The 17,633-nt window shown below is 39.7% G+C and carries 10 protein-coding genes; 4 read left to right on the top strand and 6 right to left on the bottom strand.

Annotation, left to right across the window (positions count from 1 at the left end; translation table 11 throughout):
* Positions 1–100: 100 nt before the first annotated feature.
* The 4 genes from ACF8EG_RS15745 to ACF8EG_RS15730 all read left to right on the top strand — a co-directional run bounded on the left by ACF8EG_RS15745 (position 101) and on the right by ACF8EG_RS15730 (position 6,808).
* Positions 101–2,215 (top strand): hypothetical protein, encoded by a 2,115-nt coding sequence (locus tag ACF8EG_RS15745; RefSeq protein ID WP_258517548.1) that lies wholly within the window; start codon positions 101–103, stop codon positions 2,213–2,215.
* Positions 2,197–4,326, top strand: a complete 2,130-nt coding sequence (locus tag ACF8EG_RS15740; RefSeq protein WP_258517547.1) for a hypothetical protein — start codon at positions 2,197–2,199, stop codon at positions 4,324–4,326. The genes ACF8EG_RS15745 and ACF8EG_RS15740 overlap by 19 nt, the downstream gene beginning before the upstream one ends.
* On the top strand, positions 4,298–5,311 hold the full coding sequence (locus ACF8EG_RS15735) for an AAA family ATPase (RefSeq protein WP_191685831.1): 1,014 nt from the start codon (positions 4,298–4,300) through the stop codon (positions 5,309–5,311). Before ACF8EG_RS15740 ends, ACF8EG_RS15735 begins: the two co-directional genes overlap by 29 nt.
* A 168-nt stretch (positions 5,312–5,479) precedes the next feature.
* Positions 5,480–6,808, top strand: a complete 1,329-nt coding sequence (locus tag ACF8EG_RS15730; RefSeq protein WP_191685830.1) for a site-specific integrase — start codon at positions 5,480–5,482, stop codon at positions 6,806–6,808.
* Between the two features lie 86 nt (positions 6,809–6,894).
* Here the strand turns inward: ACF8EG_RS15730 and ACF8EG_RS15725 are convergent, their stop codons facing one another.
* The 6 genes from ACF8EG_RS15725 to ACF8EG_RS15700 all read right to left on the bottom strand — a co-directional run.
* Complete coding sequence (locus ACF8EG_RS15725; protein WP_258517546.1) at positions 6,895–9,939, bottom strand: type I restriction endonuclease subunit R; 3,045 nt, start codon at positions 9,937–9,939, stop codon at positions 6,895–6,897.
* Complete coding sequence (locus ACF8EG_RS15720; RefSeq protein WP_258517545.1) at positions 9,929–11,884, bottom strand: DUF262 domain-containing HNH endonuclease family protein; 1,956 nt, start codon at positions 11,882–11,884, stop codon at positions 9,929–9,931. The genes ACF8EG_RS15725 and ACF8EG_RS15720 overlap by 11 nt, the downstream gene beginning before the upstream one ends.
* Positions 11,881–13,257: a DUF262 domain-containing protein gene (locus ACF8EG_RS15715; RefSeq protein WP_258517544.1), complete on the bottom strand. Its 1,377-nt coding sequence runs from the start codon at positions 13,255–13,257 to the stop codon at positions 11,881–11,883. Before ACF8EG_RS15715 ends, ACF8EG_RS15720 begins: the two co-directional genes overlap by 4 nt.
* On the bottom strand, positions 13,254–14,417 hold the full coding sequence (locus tag ACF8EG_RS15710) for a DUF4268 domain-containing protein (protein WP_258517543.1): 1,164 nt from the start codon (positions 14,415–14,417) through the stop codon (positions 13,254–13,256). The genes ACF8EG_RS15715 and ACF8EG_RS15710 overlap by 4 nt, the downstream gene beginning before the upstream one ends.
* 11 nt (positions 14,418–14,428) lie before the next feature.
* Positions 14,429–15,781 carry a restriction endonuclease subunit S gene (locus ACF8EG_RS15705; protein WP_258517542.1) on the bottom strand — a complete coding sequence of 451 codons (1,353 nt, stop codon included), beginning with the start codon at positions 15,779–15,781 and terminating at the stop codon, positions 14,429–14,431.
* Position 15,782: 1 nt separating this feature from the next.
* Positions 15,783–17,633 (bottom strand): class I SAM-dependent DNA methyltransferase (locus ACF8EG_RS15700; RefSeq protein ID WP_392419528.1); only part of this gene is annotated, 1,851 nt, incomplete at its 5' end.

The raw sequence follows: 17,633 nt of genomic DNA, 5'->3' as shown, positions 1-17,633 counted from the left end.
CGAAAAAATCCTGATCACATCACTTTTTTCTAATGTCTACTACAATACTCTATATGGAATTTACATATTGCATCACTAAATTGGATTGGGTGGATAAACCATGGCAAAAAAGAAGGCTAATAAGAAGATTACCAACATTGCAAAGTCATCCAATAAGGTGATATCTCTTCCTGTAGTTGAACGGTATAACTTATCTCCTTACAAACATTACGTTGATTCGCCAACAAATAGTTATCGTCTATTTTTTGAACACCCAAAATCTAAAGATGAAGTGAATAGCGACAAACATTCAAAAAAGAGCTTTTTTTATGCAGGGCAATACTCTAGACGAGTGGCTCAAGGCAAATTTTGGATTGTGGAATCAGGAAAAGAACTTGTAGGTGAAGAAATTGCTAAAAAATTTGCGCAACTACTAACTAAGAAAATCTTAGTATCTAATCTGGCCAAAGGGTCAATTAAAAAATTTCAATCAGTAATAAAGAGTTTCTTTGTATACCTCTCCTCTCAACCATCCCCTCCTGCATCCTTCACCGAGTTAAATATTAATCACTTCAGTCGATGGTGCGATACCTTTCCTTCCAAAAAAGCAGCTAGTTATCTGGGCCATATGAAAACGCTTTTTGAAGGTATTCCTTTTATTAATCTTAAGTCGATACGAATAAGAAAAGATGAGATTGTCCAACCCGCTCCATTAAGAGACATCAACTTTGACGAACTAGTTAGGCCAGCTGACTACAGTGACGTCGAGTTAATACAAATTCTTTCCTACGTGTTCTATGAAATCGAACGCTCAAGAGAACAATTTGAATTGCTTGAAAATGTCAGTCCGGAGGTGCTCGGTCAGGACTATCTACAACTCCATGAAATTAAGAGTCTTAATCCTACATTGACTCGTTTATTTAATAGTGGAGAGGATGGACATAGGGCTTTGATGGCAAACCTCACATTGTTGTTTAAGCACAATAACAATGACATAAGAATAGGTAGCTATGCCATTCCATCCTTATTCCAAAAAAAATTAAATTCTGTGAGTAAGACTAAAATCTGGAAGCACCTAGATCCATATGAAAAATATATGTCCTTTTTGTTATCTCAATGCTGGCCTACATCTACTGTAGCTAAAGGAATTGCCCCGAATTACAAATGGCTAACATTGCAATCATATCATCATGAGTTTGCTATCCTTATTTATTTTATGATAACGACGGGAGTTAACCTAGAAGCAGCTTTAAGCTTGGAATGGATGGTAAATGGAAAGCCTTGGTATAAAAATTTTGATACCCAGATGGGAATCACTGAAGACACGGCACCTAGAGATCAATCAATTGTATTGGTTGGAAGGAAAATAAAGGGACAAGCCAGAAAACGAGCAGCTAAACCTATCAGCATCCCAGTAAGTGTTACCAGTCCAATATATAGTTATCTAAAATTTCTTGATAAAACTCGATCTCCTGAACGCAAGTTTATTTTCACGATCGGTGAATCATATGCGCATAGGTTATGCGTATCCTTTTGTTCCCACTATCCAATATTTAACAATACTGGGGAAAAGTTATCTTCACTACAAACACAGCGCTTTAGAAAAACATTTGTAGGACACGAATTGCTTAAGCTGCTGAAAGATGTCAAAAATGCCGATGAACTAGTCAGCCGATTGAAAACGGCCCTCAACCACGAACAATTTGATACAACATTTTTCAGTTACATAATGAAAAGTGGACTAAGTAATCTTACGATGGATAGTGCAATTGTTGCACTTACTACTGACATGCTCGAAAAAATGATGACTTTTCAGGGACAGATAAAGCTTGATAACGAGCGCGAGGCTGGCGCCACTCAAGTGTTTTTGTGCGACTGTTCAGACCCCAGTAAACCGTCACACAATCTAGCCGTTGCAGATCAATGTAAGACATATGACTTATGCCTTGGATGTAAACGCAGTGAGGTCTACGCAGAACATTTGCCTGCGATTTGCTACCGTATATTTCAATACGAACAGCAACGTAAATCTGATCCTGATATTTTTAAAGCAACACTAGATGATAGGCTTCATACTGCCTTAGATACAGTTAATCAATTCAAAATTCGTCACCCGAAAGGGAAAGAGTTGGTTGAACATGCCTATGCCACAGCAAACCTAGCGCTAAAAGACAATATCCCATTATTACCTCCTATTCTGCAAAGTGGTGTAAGTTCATGCAAATCATTGAAATAAATCAACCTAATAAACAATCTCTAACAGAATATGGTTACCAACAGTGGTCAGTATTACATGCTCTTGAGAAAGAATACGAAAATATTGATATGAGCAAAATATCAGCCACATCAACTTTCAATGACGATACTTGGGAGCCCCATGGTGGATCACTGTACAACTTTCGGTGGAATGACTGGTTTCCCGATGAAACAGACTTGCCACTAATGCTTGTTTGTAAGCTGGTTTGTTATCACCAATTGAGCTTTGCAAACTTAGCAATTTCAACGGTAAAAAACTCAGTAGCAGGATTTGTTACGACATTTCGTGATCTTTTTCGTTCGAAAAATATATTAATCAGCAAACGTAACCAACCATTTAATACTCTACTGCAATTAACTAGCAATGATATTTTGCTCACAGCTCTAAATCATCTTGCAAAAGAAAATGCACTTAGTCATGGTCCATTCGAGTTCTTAAATCGGATAAAACACATTTATTCAGAGGCATACAGCAATGCCTATTTTTTAACTTCTGGGCTAATATTGCCATGGAATACGCAGAATATTAGCGTGCAGACATGGGTAAAAAAGCTAAGACAAACACATGGCTTGGATACATCCGTAAAATCATACCCTCCCTTGGATTTAGCGGTTGTAAGCCAGTTGGTTAAAAATGCTACTCCATTTATTGAAGAATATTTTGATCTTCTCTGTGGTGTCTTTGATGAAATCGAAATAATTCAGAAACATAGTACCCAAAATAAAAATGATCTAACTTGGAAAACAAGGAGGCACATAAAAATAAAATTTGGCGACGAACTTTCTAATATTCTTCCTCTTCAATTTGATAGTAAAGGTGGTCTGACATCAAATTGGTTTAGAAGATTGGAGCAACTTATTCAAGGGGCTGCAGCTTGGATAATTTTACTAACGACAGGTCTTCGCAACGTTGATATGAGAAATTTGGAAAAAGGTTGTTGTCAAAACTCCAAACGGCATGACTTGTTGCATTACCTAATTACTGACATCAAGAAAACGCATCTAAAGCGCTATATTCTACCAGTCCCAAATCAAACTCATAAAGCGGTGATACTTCTTGAACAATGTAAGCGCTTTGCTCGTGCGAAAGAAAGCCGCTATCTCATAACTTGTACCTCTTCTTTTTCCAATAACAACCTTATTAATGAAACTGACGGTTATAAAATGGATGCCTGTGGTACTTTTAACCGCCTCATACGGAACTTTGCTTCTCACTACAATATTAAGTTGTTTACACTTTCGGATGACAATGATGAGGCCAGTTGTCACTGCGTACGGGCAACCTTGGCTGGGTGGATTGGTACTCACAGTGCTGCAGCTATTTTACTACTGAAAAAGCTTTTTGGTCACTCTAATGCGCTAATGCCTGATGCATACCTAGCCAACAATCCGGTAATTATTAAGGAACGTAACAGACAGATTTCAGAAGGCATCAACAAAATGTCCGAAGAATTATCTGATGCAATCGTCCGAGGGAAAGTAGCAGGAAAAGCAGGAGATCGCCTGCTAGCTGGTGCAGAAGACATTCGATTACAAATCGCAAAAGATAATTCTGAAGACACGGATGATACTTCCCAATCTAACCCAGAACCGATTACTTCCTCCGGTTCAGCTACTGCCACTTCAATACACCATCACCAGATTACGGAAATGGATATGCGAGTTCAGCTTAAGGAACGTATCAAGGAGTTATTACACACCAGAATAAAAGACCAACAGATATATGCACTCAAAACCCCGATGGCGGTGGTCTGTGTTAGAAATACTAGCAACAGCAGTGACGCTCCTTGTGCTATTGCGGGTAATCACAAAACACGCCAAAGTCTAAAGCTTAGTAAGCTCATTACTGATGCACTTGGAACACCACCATGTCCAGCCAACTGCGTGGGAAAAGCTTGTGGTGATGCACTGTTTGGCGATACCTGGAGCCGAGATCTACTTCTAAGCTTTGATTACTATATTCGTTATTTAGAAGGAGTTGGTCATCAATCTATAGCAATAAGAGACGAAGCCAAGAATTTCATATCAACATACGGCTCAATATTAAAAGAACTGTACTCTGATGAAAGAGAACCCGGATATTTTGAGTGATATCATGACAGACACACGAAAGCCCCGAGACAAACGTACTCATGACGAAAGACTGGCAGATCTTCGTAGTAATTTTGAACAACTCAAAGCTCAAGCGATCGCTAGCGGCAAAATCAACGATTGTTCAATCACAAAAATTTGCCACAAGGCATCAGTATCCACGTCATACATGGCTGGAAATAAGCTTAAAAACGATGGTTTGAATAAACGATATAAGCAGATCGCTAAGGACATTAACGATTTTAGAAATGACTTTGAAAAACTCCAGGCTGATTCTGACCTAACATTAATCACTAAAGAAAAACAAGCTTTAGAAGATCAACGAGATAAAGCTCAAACGGGCTACCTAGAAGCTCTCAAGTCAATTCAAGGACTCAAACAATTACTAGAAGACAAAAATAAACAACTCAAAAGTCATCAACAGCAAGCAGTTAACATTGCTTATCAAAATTTACAGACACAGTCGTTAACCAAAGACCCCAGTCAGTTAGCCAATTTTTCAACAGCGCAAGTCATTTCACCAGACAAATATTTGTTTAAAAATGGCAAATACACTTTTCATGATGAAAGAATGAGGGAAGCTGCTTGGATAAGTGCAAAAAATGAACTTGAAACACTACTGAAACGCCCATTACCTACACGAGTATATCTGTGCGTAGGAATGCCATGTTCAGGAAAAACAACTTGGACTAAAGGTTCCCACTACTATCCAGATCGACACCCAGTGGTAATTGATGCAACGAACCTCACTAGATCAGACCGAAGCCGGTGGTTCAACCTAGTTTATAAATATAAGTATCAAGCCGACATCAAAATGTGTGCTGTTTACTTTGAAGTCCCCTATATAGTAATACAAGAAAGGAACTGTCAACGAACCCCTGACCGACGCATCCCTGATGATAAACTTCAAGATATGCACCGCCGACTCGAGTCTGCAGATATATCTGAAGGTTTTGATGAAATAATAGTGATCCGATATGAGTGACATGAAATATATTTGATTCTATGAATCACAATCAATTGATATGTAAGTATTAAAAACCACCTCAATAACTAAACAGATTGAATGGTGCTCTAAATATGATCTACAAACCAACGAGACGAGTAATCCTTACTCAACTCAGATTTGATAGTTGGAGTATTGAAAGACACAATGAGACGTATTGAATTTAATCACAACTTACCAGATCCAGTACCTTTCCCATACTACAGCGACGATGGTGAAGTACAAAAAGACCTACTTGCCTTTTTATTGTGTCGGTACTATCACTACTCACGCTTGAATAATTTTAAAGGAATTACATCATTCGACAGTGTTACGCCAACAACTATCCGGCAAATTGCTCATCGCGTAGCTTTTCTATTAAACAGACTCGAAGAGAATCAGGACGACGTAGGCAATCCTGAACCTATCCATTACTTGGAGGCAACATATCAACACATAGCGCAATTAATTGAGCACCTGTATGAAAAAGAAAGTTGGAAGGGAGAGAGTCTTGTTAACTATGTCTCTTCATGGCGACTTTTTTACGAATTTCTGACTCTTGAAAACATAACACATAACTTAGTTTTTCCGGATAAAATTTTAAACTATCGTAAAGTGGATGAGGATGATTACTTTCTTTCCCACACAAGTTCTTTTTCATCTGTAGAAGAAGTTGAAATCGAAAGTGCCGTACCTCTAAGGTATAGAGTTCAAGTAGATGACTATAAGGACTCGATCATATCAATGAATGACTGGTTTAAGTTATACAATGCGTTATATGAAGACGATGTGGTTTACGCAACAATGGCCGCAACAATAATGCAAACATTCCTACGCATAGCTGGTATTTTACAGTTTCCGTTGAGCCCTACAGAAATGAATCCACATTGGAAACGCTTTATTGAGATGGAACGAAATAGTGATGAATTCCAATATCTTTATTACATAAGTAAGGGGCAAAAATTAAAGCGTTGTCAAGTTCACCTCTGTACCATGAAGTTGATCCACGACGACTATATTGACAGCGTTTATGATGAAAGATTTAAATTGTATCAAGAAAATTACGTTAAAAGTAAGCATGCTAAAAAACAGCAGCGTTCATCTGGGCAGCGCTTTACTTGGCTAAACAAAAATGGGACTCCTGTTTCTCGAAGGGAACTCCAAGCAGCCTTTCAAAGAGCGAGTGAAAAGATAGGGGTAAGTGTCCATCCTCACTCTCTGCGTCATACAGGTGCAACGCATTTATTATATACATGGGCGGAGAAAAAAGGGATTGAAATTACAGAGGCAAATGCCACTGATATTCATTTATGGTTAAAGTACCAATTGGGGCATGAAAATATAAAAACCACTCTGTATTACATCAGAACCATTATGCGCCTGAGGAGCGAAAGATTAATCAGTGAACTCTTACCACTCGCACTCCCTAAATCTTTAAGTCACATACCCCAAAGTGCCAGAGATGCATATAAAAGGGGAATGCAAGCTCACGTCTGAATTAATACTCGTCAGCTCTATATTTAACCCTCGCCAAAAACCAGAGTTAGATTAGAACTGAAAGATACTTCCCGTATTGACTGACACTACTCCACCATTGTCTCAGCATACCTCTGCGTACTATGCGTCAACGCAGTCTCGAATGCTGTATCAGAAGCAAATAGCTTGTAGAACTCCATGTCTTCTTTACGGCGGCGAAGCATGACTTCCTTCAGTATTTTTTTATACACCAACTCTCGGTTTACCGGGTCTGGGTTATTTTTGTATTTCGACTCGAAATCCGGGTGTTGACGGACACTTTCAGCAATTTTGATAAACTTGATGCGTTGCTCTTCTGGCGTAGCACTCCACCCTTGGAACCAGCGCTCATTAAAGGTACGGATGATTTCATCAAGCTCGTCAGTTTCAGAGTCGCCCCCATGCGCACTTCTAGGGTTAGGGTTTTGAGGGTCAACTGGTGTTTCGTCAGGATTTAGATGAATAGAGTGATTGAGCTTAACTCTCTGTAATCCATATGAACTCAAATCAACCGACTCTAAAAGCTTATCGAAAGCATCTGCATCTAGATCATCTACCTTCAGTTTAGGAATCAGGAACTTGAGGAACCAGAACAGTTTTTCCCATTCGACAATTTCATACGGCATGATTGACGCCATCTGACCGTAAATTTTTACGAACTGTTTGGCTTTAATCTTGAAATCAACCTGTTCTTCTGGCTCTAGACCAAGCTCATCATCGAATCGAGCTACTGCGGTATCAATGATGGGGCTTAACGTTTGTGCATCTTCGTTATTAAAATAGCGAGAGACAAAATCTTCAACTTCATACCATTCATATACACCAACATCATCTAGGTCATCTTTCAACTCATGCAGGACATTAATATCAGTCGCTTGAGAGAGAGATGTGGCGGTATAGAAAGGATCAAATGATGCTTGGATATCTTCTACTGCGTTAAAGAAGTCCAGGACAAACAAATCTTCCGTTTTCTTACCCCATTTAGGCGCACTGCGGTTGAGTCGAGATAATGTTTGAACACACAGAACACCTGCAAGTTTTTTGTCTACATACATAGAGCAAAGCTTTGGTTGATCAAACCCTGTAAGGTATTTGTTTGCCACGACTAATAAGCGATGTTCATCCGTATCAAATTTGTCTTTCGTTTCCGTTTCTGCGAAGCCGTTAATATCAGCTTCAGTGTATTGAATACCATCAACAGTTTTTGAGCCAGAAAAAGCAATCAGAACTTTGAAAGGGTTACCTGACTCTTCAAGAATACGGCGAATAGCTCGGTAATAACGTATAGCAGTCTCAATGTTCTGAGTAACAACCATACCTTTACCCTTGCCTTTTAACTTTTTAGCGTTAACGACTGAAGGTATAAAGTGCTCCAGCATGATTTCAGCTTTCGTATCGATCGTCTGTTGACTGCGCTCAACAAAAGCCCTCAGTTTCTTCTGAGCTTTCTTGGTATCAAACTCAGGGTTTTCAGCTATCGACTTTTCAATCTCGTAATAGCTTCTGTAAGTCGTATAGTTGGCTAGCACATCTAGAATGAAATCTTCTTCAATCGCCTGCTTCATCGAATAAAGGTGAAATGGCTTAAACGTGCCATCCGGTTGCTGCTGACCAAATTTCTCCAAGGTTGTATTTTTAGGTGTTGCAGTGAAAGCAAGATACGAGGCATTACCACGCATTTTGCGTGATTTCATCGCCTGTAGAATTTTATCTTGTGCGTCTTCTTCCGCTTCAACGTCTTGTTTACCCATTGCCCGGTTCATATTGTCATGCGCGGAGCCAGACTGGGAGCTATGTGCTTCATCAATGATCACCGCGAAACGTTTATCACTGAGATCTTCAATCCCATCGATAATAAAAGGGAATTTTTGAATAGTGGTGATAATTATTTTTTTACCACCCTCTAATGCGCGTTTAAGCTCCGAAGAGGTAAGAGCTGGCGCAATAATGTTTTTGACCTCGGAGAACTCTTTGATGTTATCTCTCAACTGTTTATCAAGTAAACGACGGTCCGTTACAACGATAACAGAGTCAAACAAAGGTTGTTCCATTCCCTTACCGCCAGAAACTTCATTAGTTTCCGGATAAGTTTCTATCAGTTGATATGCAGCCCAGGTGATAGAGTTTGATTTCCCAGACCCTGCGGAGTGTTGAATCAAGTATGTATGACCAACACCATAAGTGGAGGCATGAGCAATCAATTTACGTACAACATCAAGCTGATGGTAACGCGGGAAGAATAAGGTACGTTTCGCCAATGGAGTTTTGCTGCCGCCATCAAGACGCACAAAGTGTTGAATAATGTTAGCGATGCTACTTTTGGTAAAGACTTCTTCCCATAGATATGCCGTTCGATGACCATTAGGGTTTGGCGGGTTCCCTTTACCATGGTTATAACCTTTATTAAAAGGTAGGAAGAAAGTGTTTTTCCCAGCTAATTTGGTGGTCATATACACTTCATCAGTGTCGGCTGTCATATGAACCAAACAACGACCAAATGTCAGAAGTGGCTGAGTGGTATCTCTGTCTTCACGGTACTGTTTTTGACCATGGTAGCGTGCGGTTTGTCCAGTCCACGCATTTTTCAACTCAAGAGTGGCAATTGGAATACCGTTGATAAACAGCACCATATCTATTTCTTGCAGTGGATTGGCTAATGAGTAACGAAGCTGACGTGTACAACTGAAAATATTAGCTGCAAAATTTTGATTTACCTTGTCACTACTGCTTGCTAAAGGTGCCGGATACATGAGATTTAAATGAGCATCATCAACTTTCAGTCCCTTTTTAAGCAGATGCAACACTCCATGTTTTTTGATCAGACGGTCGTAACGCTCTAAAATCTTACGTTGCCAATCACCCGGATTGTTCTTCTTCAATTTAGCCAGTTCTTGTTCCTGAGAGTCTTCAAGAAACTGCCAAAAGAAACGAGTATCCAATGCATACTGCATATTGAAATCAGAAGGGAAGCCAGATAGATAACCGCAATGTTGCACACCATAAGGCGTAACAGGATCATCAGAAATACCTATCTTTTGGTCTTCAAGACAATGGCCAGTGAGTGCTTTTTCAATACTAGCCTCTAACGCCTGCTCGTTAGTATTACTGACCATCGGTTACTCCTTGTGTGTAATGTGTTTCCAACAATGTCAACATGTTCTGTTGATGTTTTTCTATTTCGTTGGCAGACCATTGGTTATCTGATTGCGTGTATGTTTCAAAAATATCTTTCAGCTTCAACGCGTCATAACGTGGCTTAGAATCGAAATCCGCTTTTTTCTTTGCTACCGTTTGGTTGCTGTATGACGAGTTTTCTCCCGGGCTTAGAAGCACTAAATTACCAAAAGCATTCAATGGACTCCTTTCAAGCTGATGATTATACTCTTCATTTTGAGGGTGAACGTGCTCAACCGAGTTTTTCGAAGTAATCCGATAACGTTTTAACTTATCATCATTGGCTTTATCACCGTTTTTCCAGAGCAAGTATTCCAGCTTCTGAAACCAATAATGTTCGAATCGAGTTCCCAAAGAGCTTTTAAGATATATGGCTTGTTCTTCCCAGGGAATTGTTTGTGGCGATATCCCTGATGCAAGTTTAAAACTGGCTTCTTTTTGCGTTTCACGGGTAAGCGACATTTGATTATCGATGCGTTCAAGTAGCGCAACTACGTCTTCGTCTTTCGCTTTCGGCTCCGCAACCAACCGACTTAGAAACGCTGTCAACCAATACTGGGCTGAGCGATCACCGGTAAAGTTACGTACCGCTTGCAACTGTGCCAATAAACCAAGTTCTTTGGCTTTACGGTTGATATAGGCTTTATTCTTACTGATCGAGGTTAAACGTAGCTGGGCATCTTCTCTGTCATCATGCTCGACCCATTTTACAACCCAGGTATCGAACTGATAACGAACCTGCCATAACAACTCTATAAACGATTTAATGGTTCGTTCATCTTGTTGTAGTAGCCGTTCAAAACACAACATCAGATTGCTAGCACGAATACGTGGGACAAGATCATCCCACAATTTCTGGGTACAAAAAATTCTGAGCGTATGAATCAACAGCAATTCAAAACTTATAATTGAACGGCAATAAACGGTCTCATCATCAAAATCATCGCTTTGATTTTCAGGTTGTTCAAGTTCAATATCAAAGTCCAACGATCCTGATGCTATCTCTGCAATTGACTTACCAACTCGTTGAACACTATTACTAGAACTGGCTAGAGGAAATCTCTCTGCCTGATAATTGGCAAGATCTGCATACTCCAGTTTTTGCCAGTCGGCACTTTTGAATATCTGTCTGAGATTGCGCTCAAAATAGTTATCGGTATGTTCGCAGGCTTGCCAAATGCTGCTGAATATAGCTTTGTCAGTTGGAGTTTTAATGTGCTTGAACAGCTTGGCCTTCAATAAATCGACTGGTTCTAGCTGTATGCCACCAGTATTTAAGCTCGAAAACAAGCGATTAAGATCCATAGATGCTGGAACAATATTATTTACCCACTGCACTTGGTTAAAAATGTAGTCTGCAAAACCATGGATATCGAAGCCTGATTGCTCTGCCAACTTATCAACCTGCTGTCTCAGAATCGTAAGGTTAGCTTCCAGATGAACTAAATACTCATCCTTACGAATATCTTCTTCACCGGGTTTAGTAATCTTGTCCAGTCCCGCGTAACAGCCAAGCAAGTTACGCACTGACTCTCTGATTTCGAACGTTAACCTTGGATTTTCACCTTTGATACTCACATTAGCCAGCTGAGTCTCAATCCCTACTGCCCTGAAGGCAAGTGATAACAACATCAATGTTGTGGTTCTTTGCTGCCCATCGATCAGTTCATATTCGCTTTTATCACCATTTAAAGCACTCAAGACACTGCCAATAAAGTAATGGGGCTCTTTAGCTAAATAAGCATCGCGAATGTCATCAAATAACTTAATCACTTCTTCTTCACGCCAAACGTAAGGGCGCTGGTAGCAAGGAATAACGAAGCCCAAATCTTTTGTCGCTATAATTTGTAATGAAAGCAGCTCTGTTTCAACCTTTGAACTCATGCCGCCTCCGTCATTTCAGTGATATTGTGGGTTAATAAGTTAGCAAATGAAGACGCGTACTGGTCTTGCGACAACCCTAGTTGGAAATGCTTAGTCACTTCTGTAATAAAGCGTTTCTTAACACTATTGGTGTCTGATTCTAAATTGCTAGGATCGACGACCAAATCAAACGCATCAAAAAAGGCAAAGCACTGCTTAGGCGTATAGCTCAAAGCAATCCAGTCCAAAACGGGATAGTCCTTCACAAAACTTGAAATTGAATTTTCTCTTACCGCTTTCTGATTACTCACTCTGCGGGAGTAAACGACTCTGAATAATTTTTTCGCTGCCAACTCTAACTGGTATTCTCCAAACTGGCTGATGTACATCATCAAGCACGCTTCATAGAGACCTTGTAGATAACCACAGCCTTCTAACCCTTTAAGCCAGCAAATAAAGCGGTTGTAACCTTCTTGATGGGGCAACGTCGGATTAACCCAGTATTGCTGATACAGTTTTTGGAAATACGCCAAGTAACGAATAGTGTTGATACCCGCATTAAGCGGTTGTCTGACTTCATATCCCTGTTGTGCGGCTTGTTGGACAACATCGCCACCAATCCCGGTTAACCGCAGTACTTGACCATAAGCAATGTCACCACCTTCGGTTGTTTGTTCACCAAGTTCGGAGACAATTTGATCCCTCACCACTTTTGTCTGCTGATGTGGTGCGAGTTCTCTCATATTCAGCTGTTGCCAATAACGCCCTTTTAAAAGGGATTTGACTGAGTTGTCTAATTTACCCAACCCTTCCCATTGGAGCGCGAATCTTGATTGATGAACCTTAGGAACAGCTCTTAAGTGATGGGCTTTGATAATATCAGGGCCACCAAGTCTCACACCGCCAGTGTTTTGCGTTTCAAAAAAGCGGTACGCATCATCCTCTGATTCAGTGACCACCAATGAAAACTGAATACGCTCAAAATTGATAAGCTTCGCCCACTTGGATTTACGATCTGCTAACCAATCAAGATTTGTCTTAATTTGTTGTTGGCTAAGGGGAGATTCAAAACGTAGATCAAGCAGTTGGTGCTGTTGAGATAGAAAACTGAATAGCGCTAACGTAGTAATACGCTGTTGACCATCGATAATTTTCAGCTGTTGTTCATCGTGGTGAAGAATAAGACTACCCAAATAATACGGTAGCTCACTATTCTTATGAAAATGTTCTCTTAAATCTTCTAACAGGCTATCAATTTGCTGACTTTCCCAGCAATAAGGGCGCTGGTATTCAGGGATGACTAACGTTCCAGTAAGTGGCTTGCCATTACTCGCCTGTATTTTTTGGCCTTCAAAAAGTTGTTGTGCTGAACAAGTTGCGACACTTACCGTCATTTCACATCCTTATGTTTTAATCTTTCAGAGGCTTGCAGAAGTGATGCCTTAAGTGCCTTTTCCAGTTTAACCATATGCTCAAGATGCCAGGTAATATGATCATGCCAAATGTCTTTGTTAAAGCCTTCCACTTTACAGGAGAACTGGATTCGAGATTGTTTCTTGTCATCTAGACGAAGCCACTCAAGAGGTTCTCCAAATGCAGAATCAATCTGCTCTTTTTGTTCGAACAATTGATCAAATAACCATTTGTTTTCTTCACCGTTGCTTCGACTTAACCACAACTCAACACGAAGTTCCTTTTGATTAAAAATAAGGCTGAACGGGCAACCTGTTACACCGGAACCAGCGCATAGCCAGTGATCTTTGGTTGTGCTGATGTTGTCATACAGGTTGCAATCGCTCTTTTGAAACACCTCTAAAGCCTGTTCCCAATACTCTCGCCTTACCGAGTGACGATTTTTTAGAACTACTTCTGTTGTTTTTTCTTCCGCTTCTTTGGCATTAATGCCAATCATGAGTTCTTTGGCTTCTGGAGTTGGAATAATCTGATCGATATTGATAAGATGCTGTTCATCGAGGGCATATGGAGTGACTTTAAAGCACTGGATACTAAGACCTTGACCAAGTAACCACAACGCTGTACTGGTCACTTCTTTACGGAAATTGGCGGCCACTAACATCAGGCGCTGGCTGTTACCCAGATTAAGTTTAATTTCATCTAAATCAGGTGCATCTAAAAATTCACAGATGCGCTGTTCTGACTTAGCAGGTAGATTAAATAGATTAATCTCTCCCTTTACGGGTTCATACCGGTCCAAATACTGCTGATAAATATCAACGATCTGCCCTTTAGTAAGGCTGGCACAGTATGAAGCATACTTAAGTGCCTGCCACACTACATTTCGCCCAGAGTCATCAAGTTTGTTCTCGATAATGACCAGATTGCCATCTTTATCCAGAGCCAATAAGTCAAGGCGTTCACGGGTATCATCAAAGCCATCGAACTCTTTTTGAATAATCAGGAGTTCTTCGCCTAACGCATCCGGCTGATGGGCTAACCATTCCTGAAGATGTTTGCGTTCAGTAAAGCCCAGCTCACTAAACTTCTTAATTTTTACCGGACTGATTCGATTAGTTTGATGATTAACCGTAAACATAACGCTTCCTATTAGTCTTCTACCATTTCAGGCGTTATTTTGATTTTTCCAGTGACCACACTGTTAATTAAAGAAGTTTTGTATTCTTTTAGTTTGTCGATTTGTAGTTGCTGAACATCAATTGCTTGATCTATTTCTTTTGCCTTAATATCAATGTGATTTAGGATTTCTTTTTGCTCTTCACTAGGCGCTACTGGCACTGCTATCTCAAAAAGGTCATCTGTATACAAACGAATTAGCCCTTCAACGATACCTGTTGCTCTTATAATAAATTGTTCAATATAGGAAGGGTGACGAAACAGCAATTCAAGATATTTCGCATCTACTATATGTGATTTACATTTATAGACTGCATAATCTGGGCTAACTAACCCTCTGAACGGTATAGCGCTCTTAAAAAACACACCTAGATGAGCTTTAAGCTTATTAAAAACCAAATCATTTTCGTAGACTATTTTATTATCGATTTTACTTGCAGCAACCTCTGCCTTCTCATGGTAGTCAGCTCTAACTACTAATCCGTGAACCTGGCTCATCATAAACAATGGTTCTTCGCCTGTTTTAGAACGCTCACTCCGTTCTTCCAAAACGTATTTTAGACGCTTCACTTCCCAATGTTTCGGGATCTTTCCCATCCAATCCACGCCCGAGTCTTTCATAGGCGAACTACGATCGAGCCCTTGCATCAAGACCTTCTGAATTATGATCTGTTTGTACTCTTTTAATAGGCTAACTTGATTTACTTTGATAGAAATAGCTTTATCAAGTAGCTCTATTTTTCTATCAAGATATTTAACAATGAGTTTTTGCTCTATCTCATCTGCAAACCAAACTTTTGTACCTTTCAAAATATTCTGCGTTATGCTGAATACTTTCACGCCTTTTACAGCTCTACGAATTTGCAACCGAAAGCCCATCGATTCTAAAACATAAGCCAAATATCTTGCATTCCGCTCCTTCTTCATACGAGCTATTAACGTATGGTACCCAGCAAAAATTTGAGCATCGGTTTTTAGGTAAGTAAAGTTTCCTGCCCCCTCAAAATCTTCAGAAGTGTCAGCGAATATAAAGTCTCCAAGTTTCAATAGCGACTTTGAATTTTTGCTTAAATATTGCACATCGACGTATTTTAATTGATGAACGCTGGGATCAAGTTCGAATCCATACTTCGAATGTATCTCACCATAATTTATGCACGAAACGCCATCATCTTGTAGATTTTCTTTTGTTATGTTTAACCCTTTACTAAATCCAAACACGTCATGAAAACGAGCGATGGTCCAATGAGATGGTAGAGAGTCAAACGAATCGATTCCTGAACTCTTATAAGATTCATATTTAGGCATTTTAGTAATACTTTCCATACTACGCTCCTAATTCCTGAATCTTATTGATACTACTAAGATCTTCTTTTGATACACCAAGAATCTGAGCGATCAAACCTTCCGCTTTTTGTTCCAAACGAATAATATCATCAGACACATGATTAAGTTCGCGAAGCGGTTTATGGTGATAGAAATACTTATTAAAGTTTATTTCGTAACCAATCTTCACAGAATCTAAATTGATCCATGCTTCAGCGACGTGTGGTTTCACTTCATTGAGGAAGTATTGGTAGATGCTTTGCTTGAGAGGAATAGATTCGCTATCACGCAGAACCGAGCTGCTCTCGTAGGTCGTAAATTCGAGTTTTTTATCAGTTGGGTAATAGCCAAAGTCAGGTAAATCAGTTTCTTCACAATCATAACGCTCAAGTAAATTTTTTAGTTTTTCATTATTCAGTTTTACAATTTTCTTAACTACTTTGGCTGCATTTTCATCATACCAGCTTACTGCATTTAAAATGGCATTTTTCTCTGTAGCAGATAACTTGATTTTGTTGGCTTTAAGCTCTTGCTCAACTTGTAATTTGAACACGTTGTAATCATCATACTCACTAGTACCAATAGCATTCATCAGTCGTTCTGCTGTTTCAACCAACGCTTTCAGCGACAGCCAGAATTTAACATCCAGTAATTTACTCTGTGCTTTTTTATTAAGGTTAATGCCATTATCTTCACACCAAGCAGCAATTGTTTTTTTTATCGATTTTAAGAAACTGTGTTTCTGGTCATCGCCATAACCATTAGCAGCATAGACTTTGCTTCCATACTCGGAATACAAATACTCCATTATCTCAGATAGTTGTTTATCGAAACGTAAAGTAGCAATAGCTTCCTGAGTGAATTTGGCTTTACGACGATCCGGTCGTTCAATGGTAACTTTGTAATAACCAAAATCGTCGTTATTAAATATTTTACTCGCAATACCAGTAGGAGATTCGCTCTCATCAACCTCATGTTCTATCACAGCACAATCAAGATAGATACGAGTGATTTCAGCAACCTGTGCAGAGGTAAGCTCACAATTTTTCTCACCCAGATTCTTTCGTAGCTTATGGTAGAATAAATTAGCATCAATAAGCTGTACTTTACCTTTACGACTCTCAGGCTTGTTATTGCTTAACAACCAGATATAGGTAGTTATACCCGTGTTATAAAATAGATTGTTTGGCAATTGAACAACAGCATATAGCATATCGTTTTCAATAATATAACGACGGATATTACTTTCCCCGCTGCCAGCATCACCGGTAAACAAACTTGAGCCATTGTGGACGGAGGCTATACGAGATCCGATCTGAGTTTCGGTTGACGCTGGCTCTTTCATCTTATTAACCATCTCCATCAAAAACAGTAATTGACCGTCACTAGAACGGGGGATGGCGTCTTGTTCTGCTTCATTACCCCAGAAATCTTTCAGTTTTACTTTAAAGCGAGGATCAATCACATCCTTACCATCTTTGATGTACTTCTGCTCAGACGCCCAGCTCTTACCATAAGGTGGGTTAGACAGCATAAAATCAAACTTCATCCCCGAGAACTCATCCGTTGAAAGCGTTGAACCCACTTTAATGTTTTCCGGGTTGTTGTTTTTAATCATCATATCCGACTTACAGATGGCATAAGTCTCATCGTTGATTTCTTTACCATATAGATAAATATCACGATTAGCCCCAAGGCTTGGGTACTTCTCTTCAATAAACTTCTGCGACTCAGTCAACATACCGCCACTACCACAGGCTGGGTCATAAACCGTCATTACACCAGGAAGTTTATCTTTGATTGGGTCGAATACTAGGTGAGTCATCAGTTCAATCACTTCACGTGGGGTATA

Source organism: Vibrio sp. YQ_11 (assembly GCF_043103065.1).
GTDB lineage: Bacteria > Pseudomonadota > Gammaproteobacteria > Enterobacterales > Vibrionaceae > Vibrio > Vibrio parahaemolyticus.
Note: the sequence above shows the minus strand (reverse complement) of the source record. Positions and strands in the feature narration are given on the sequence as shown.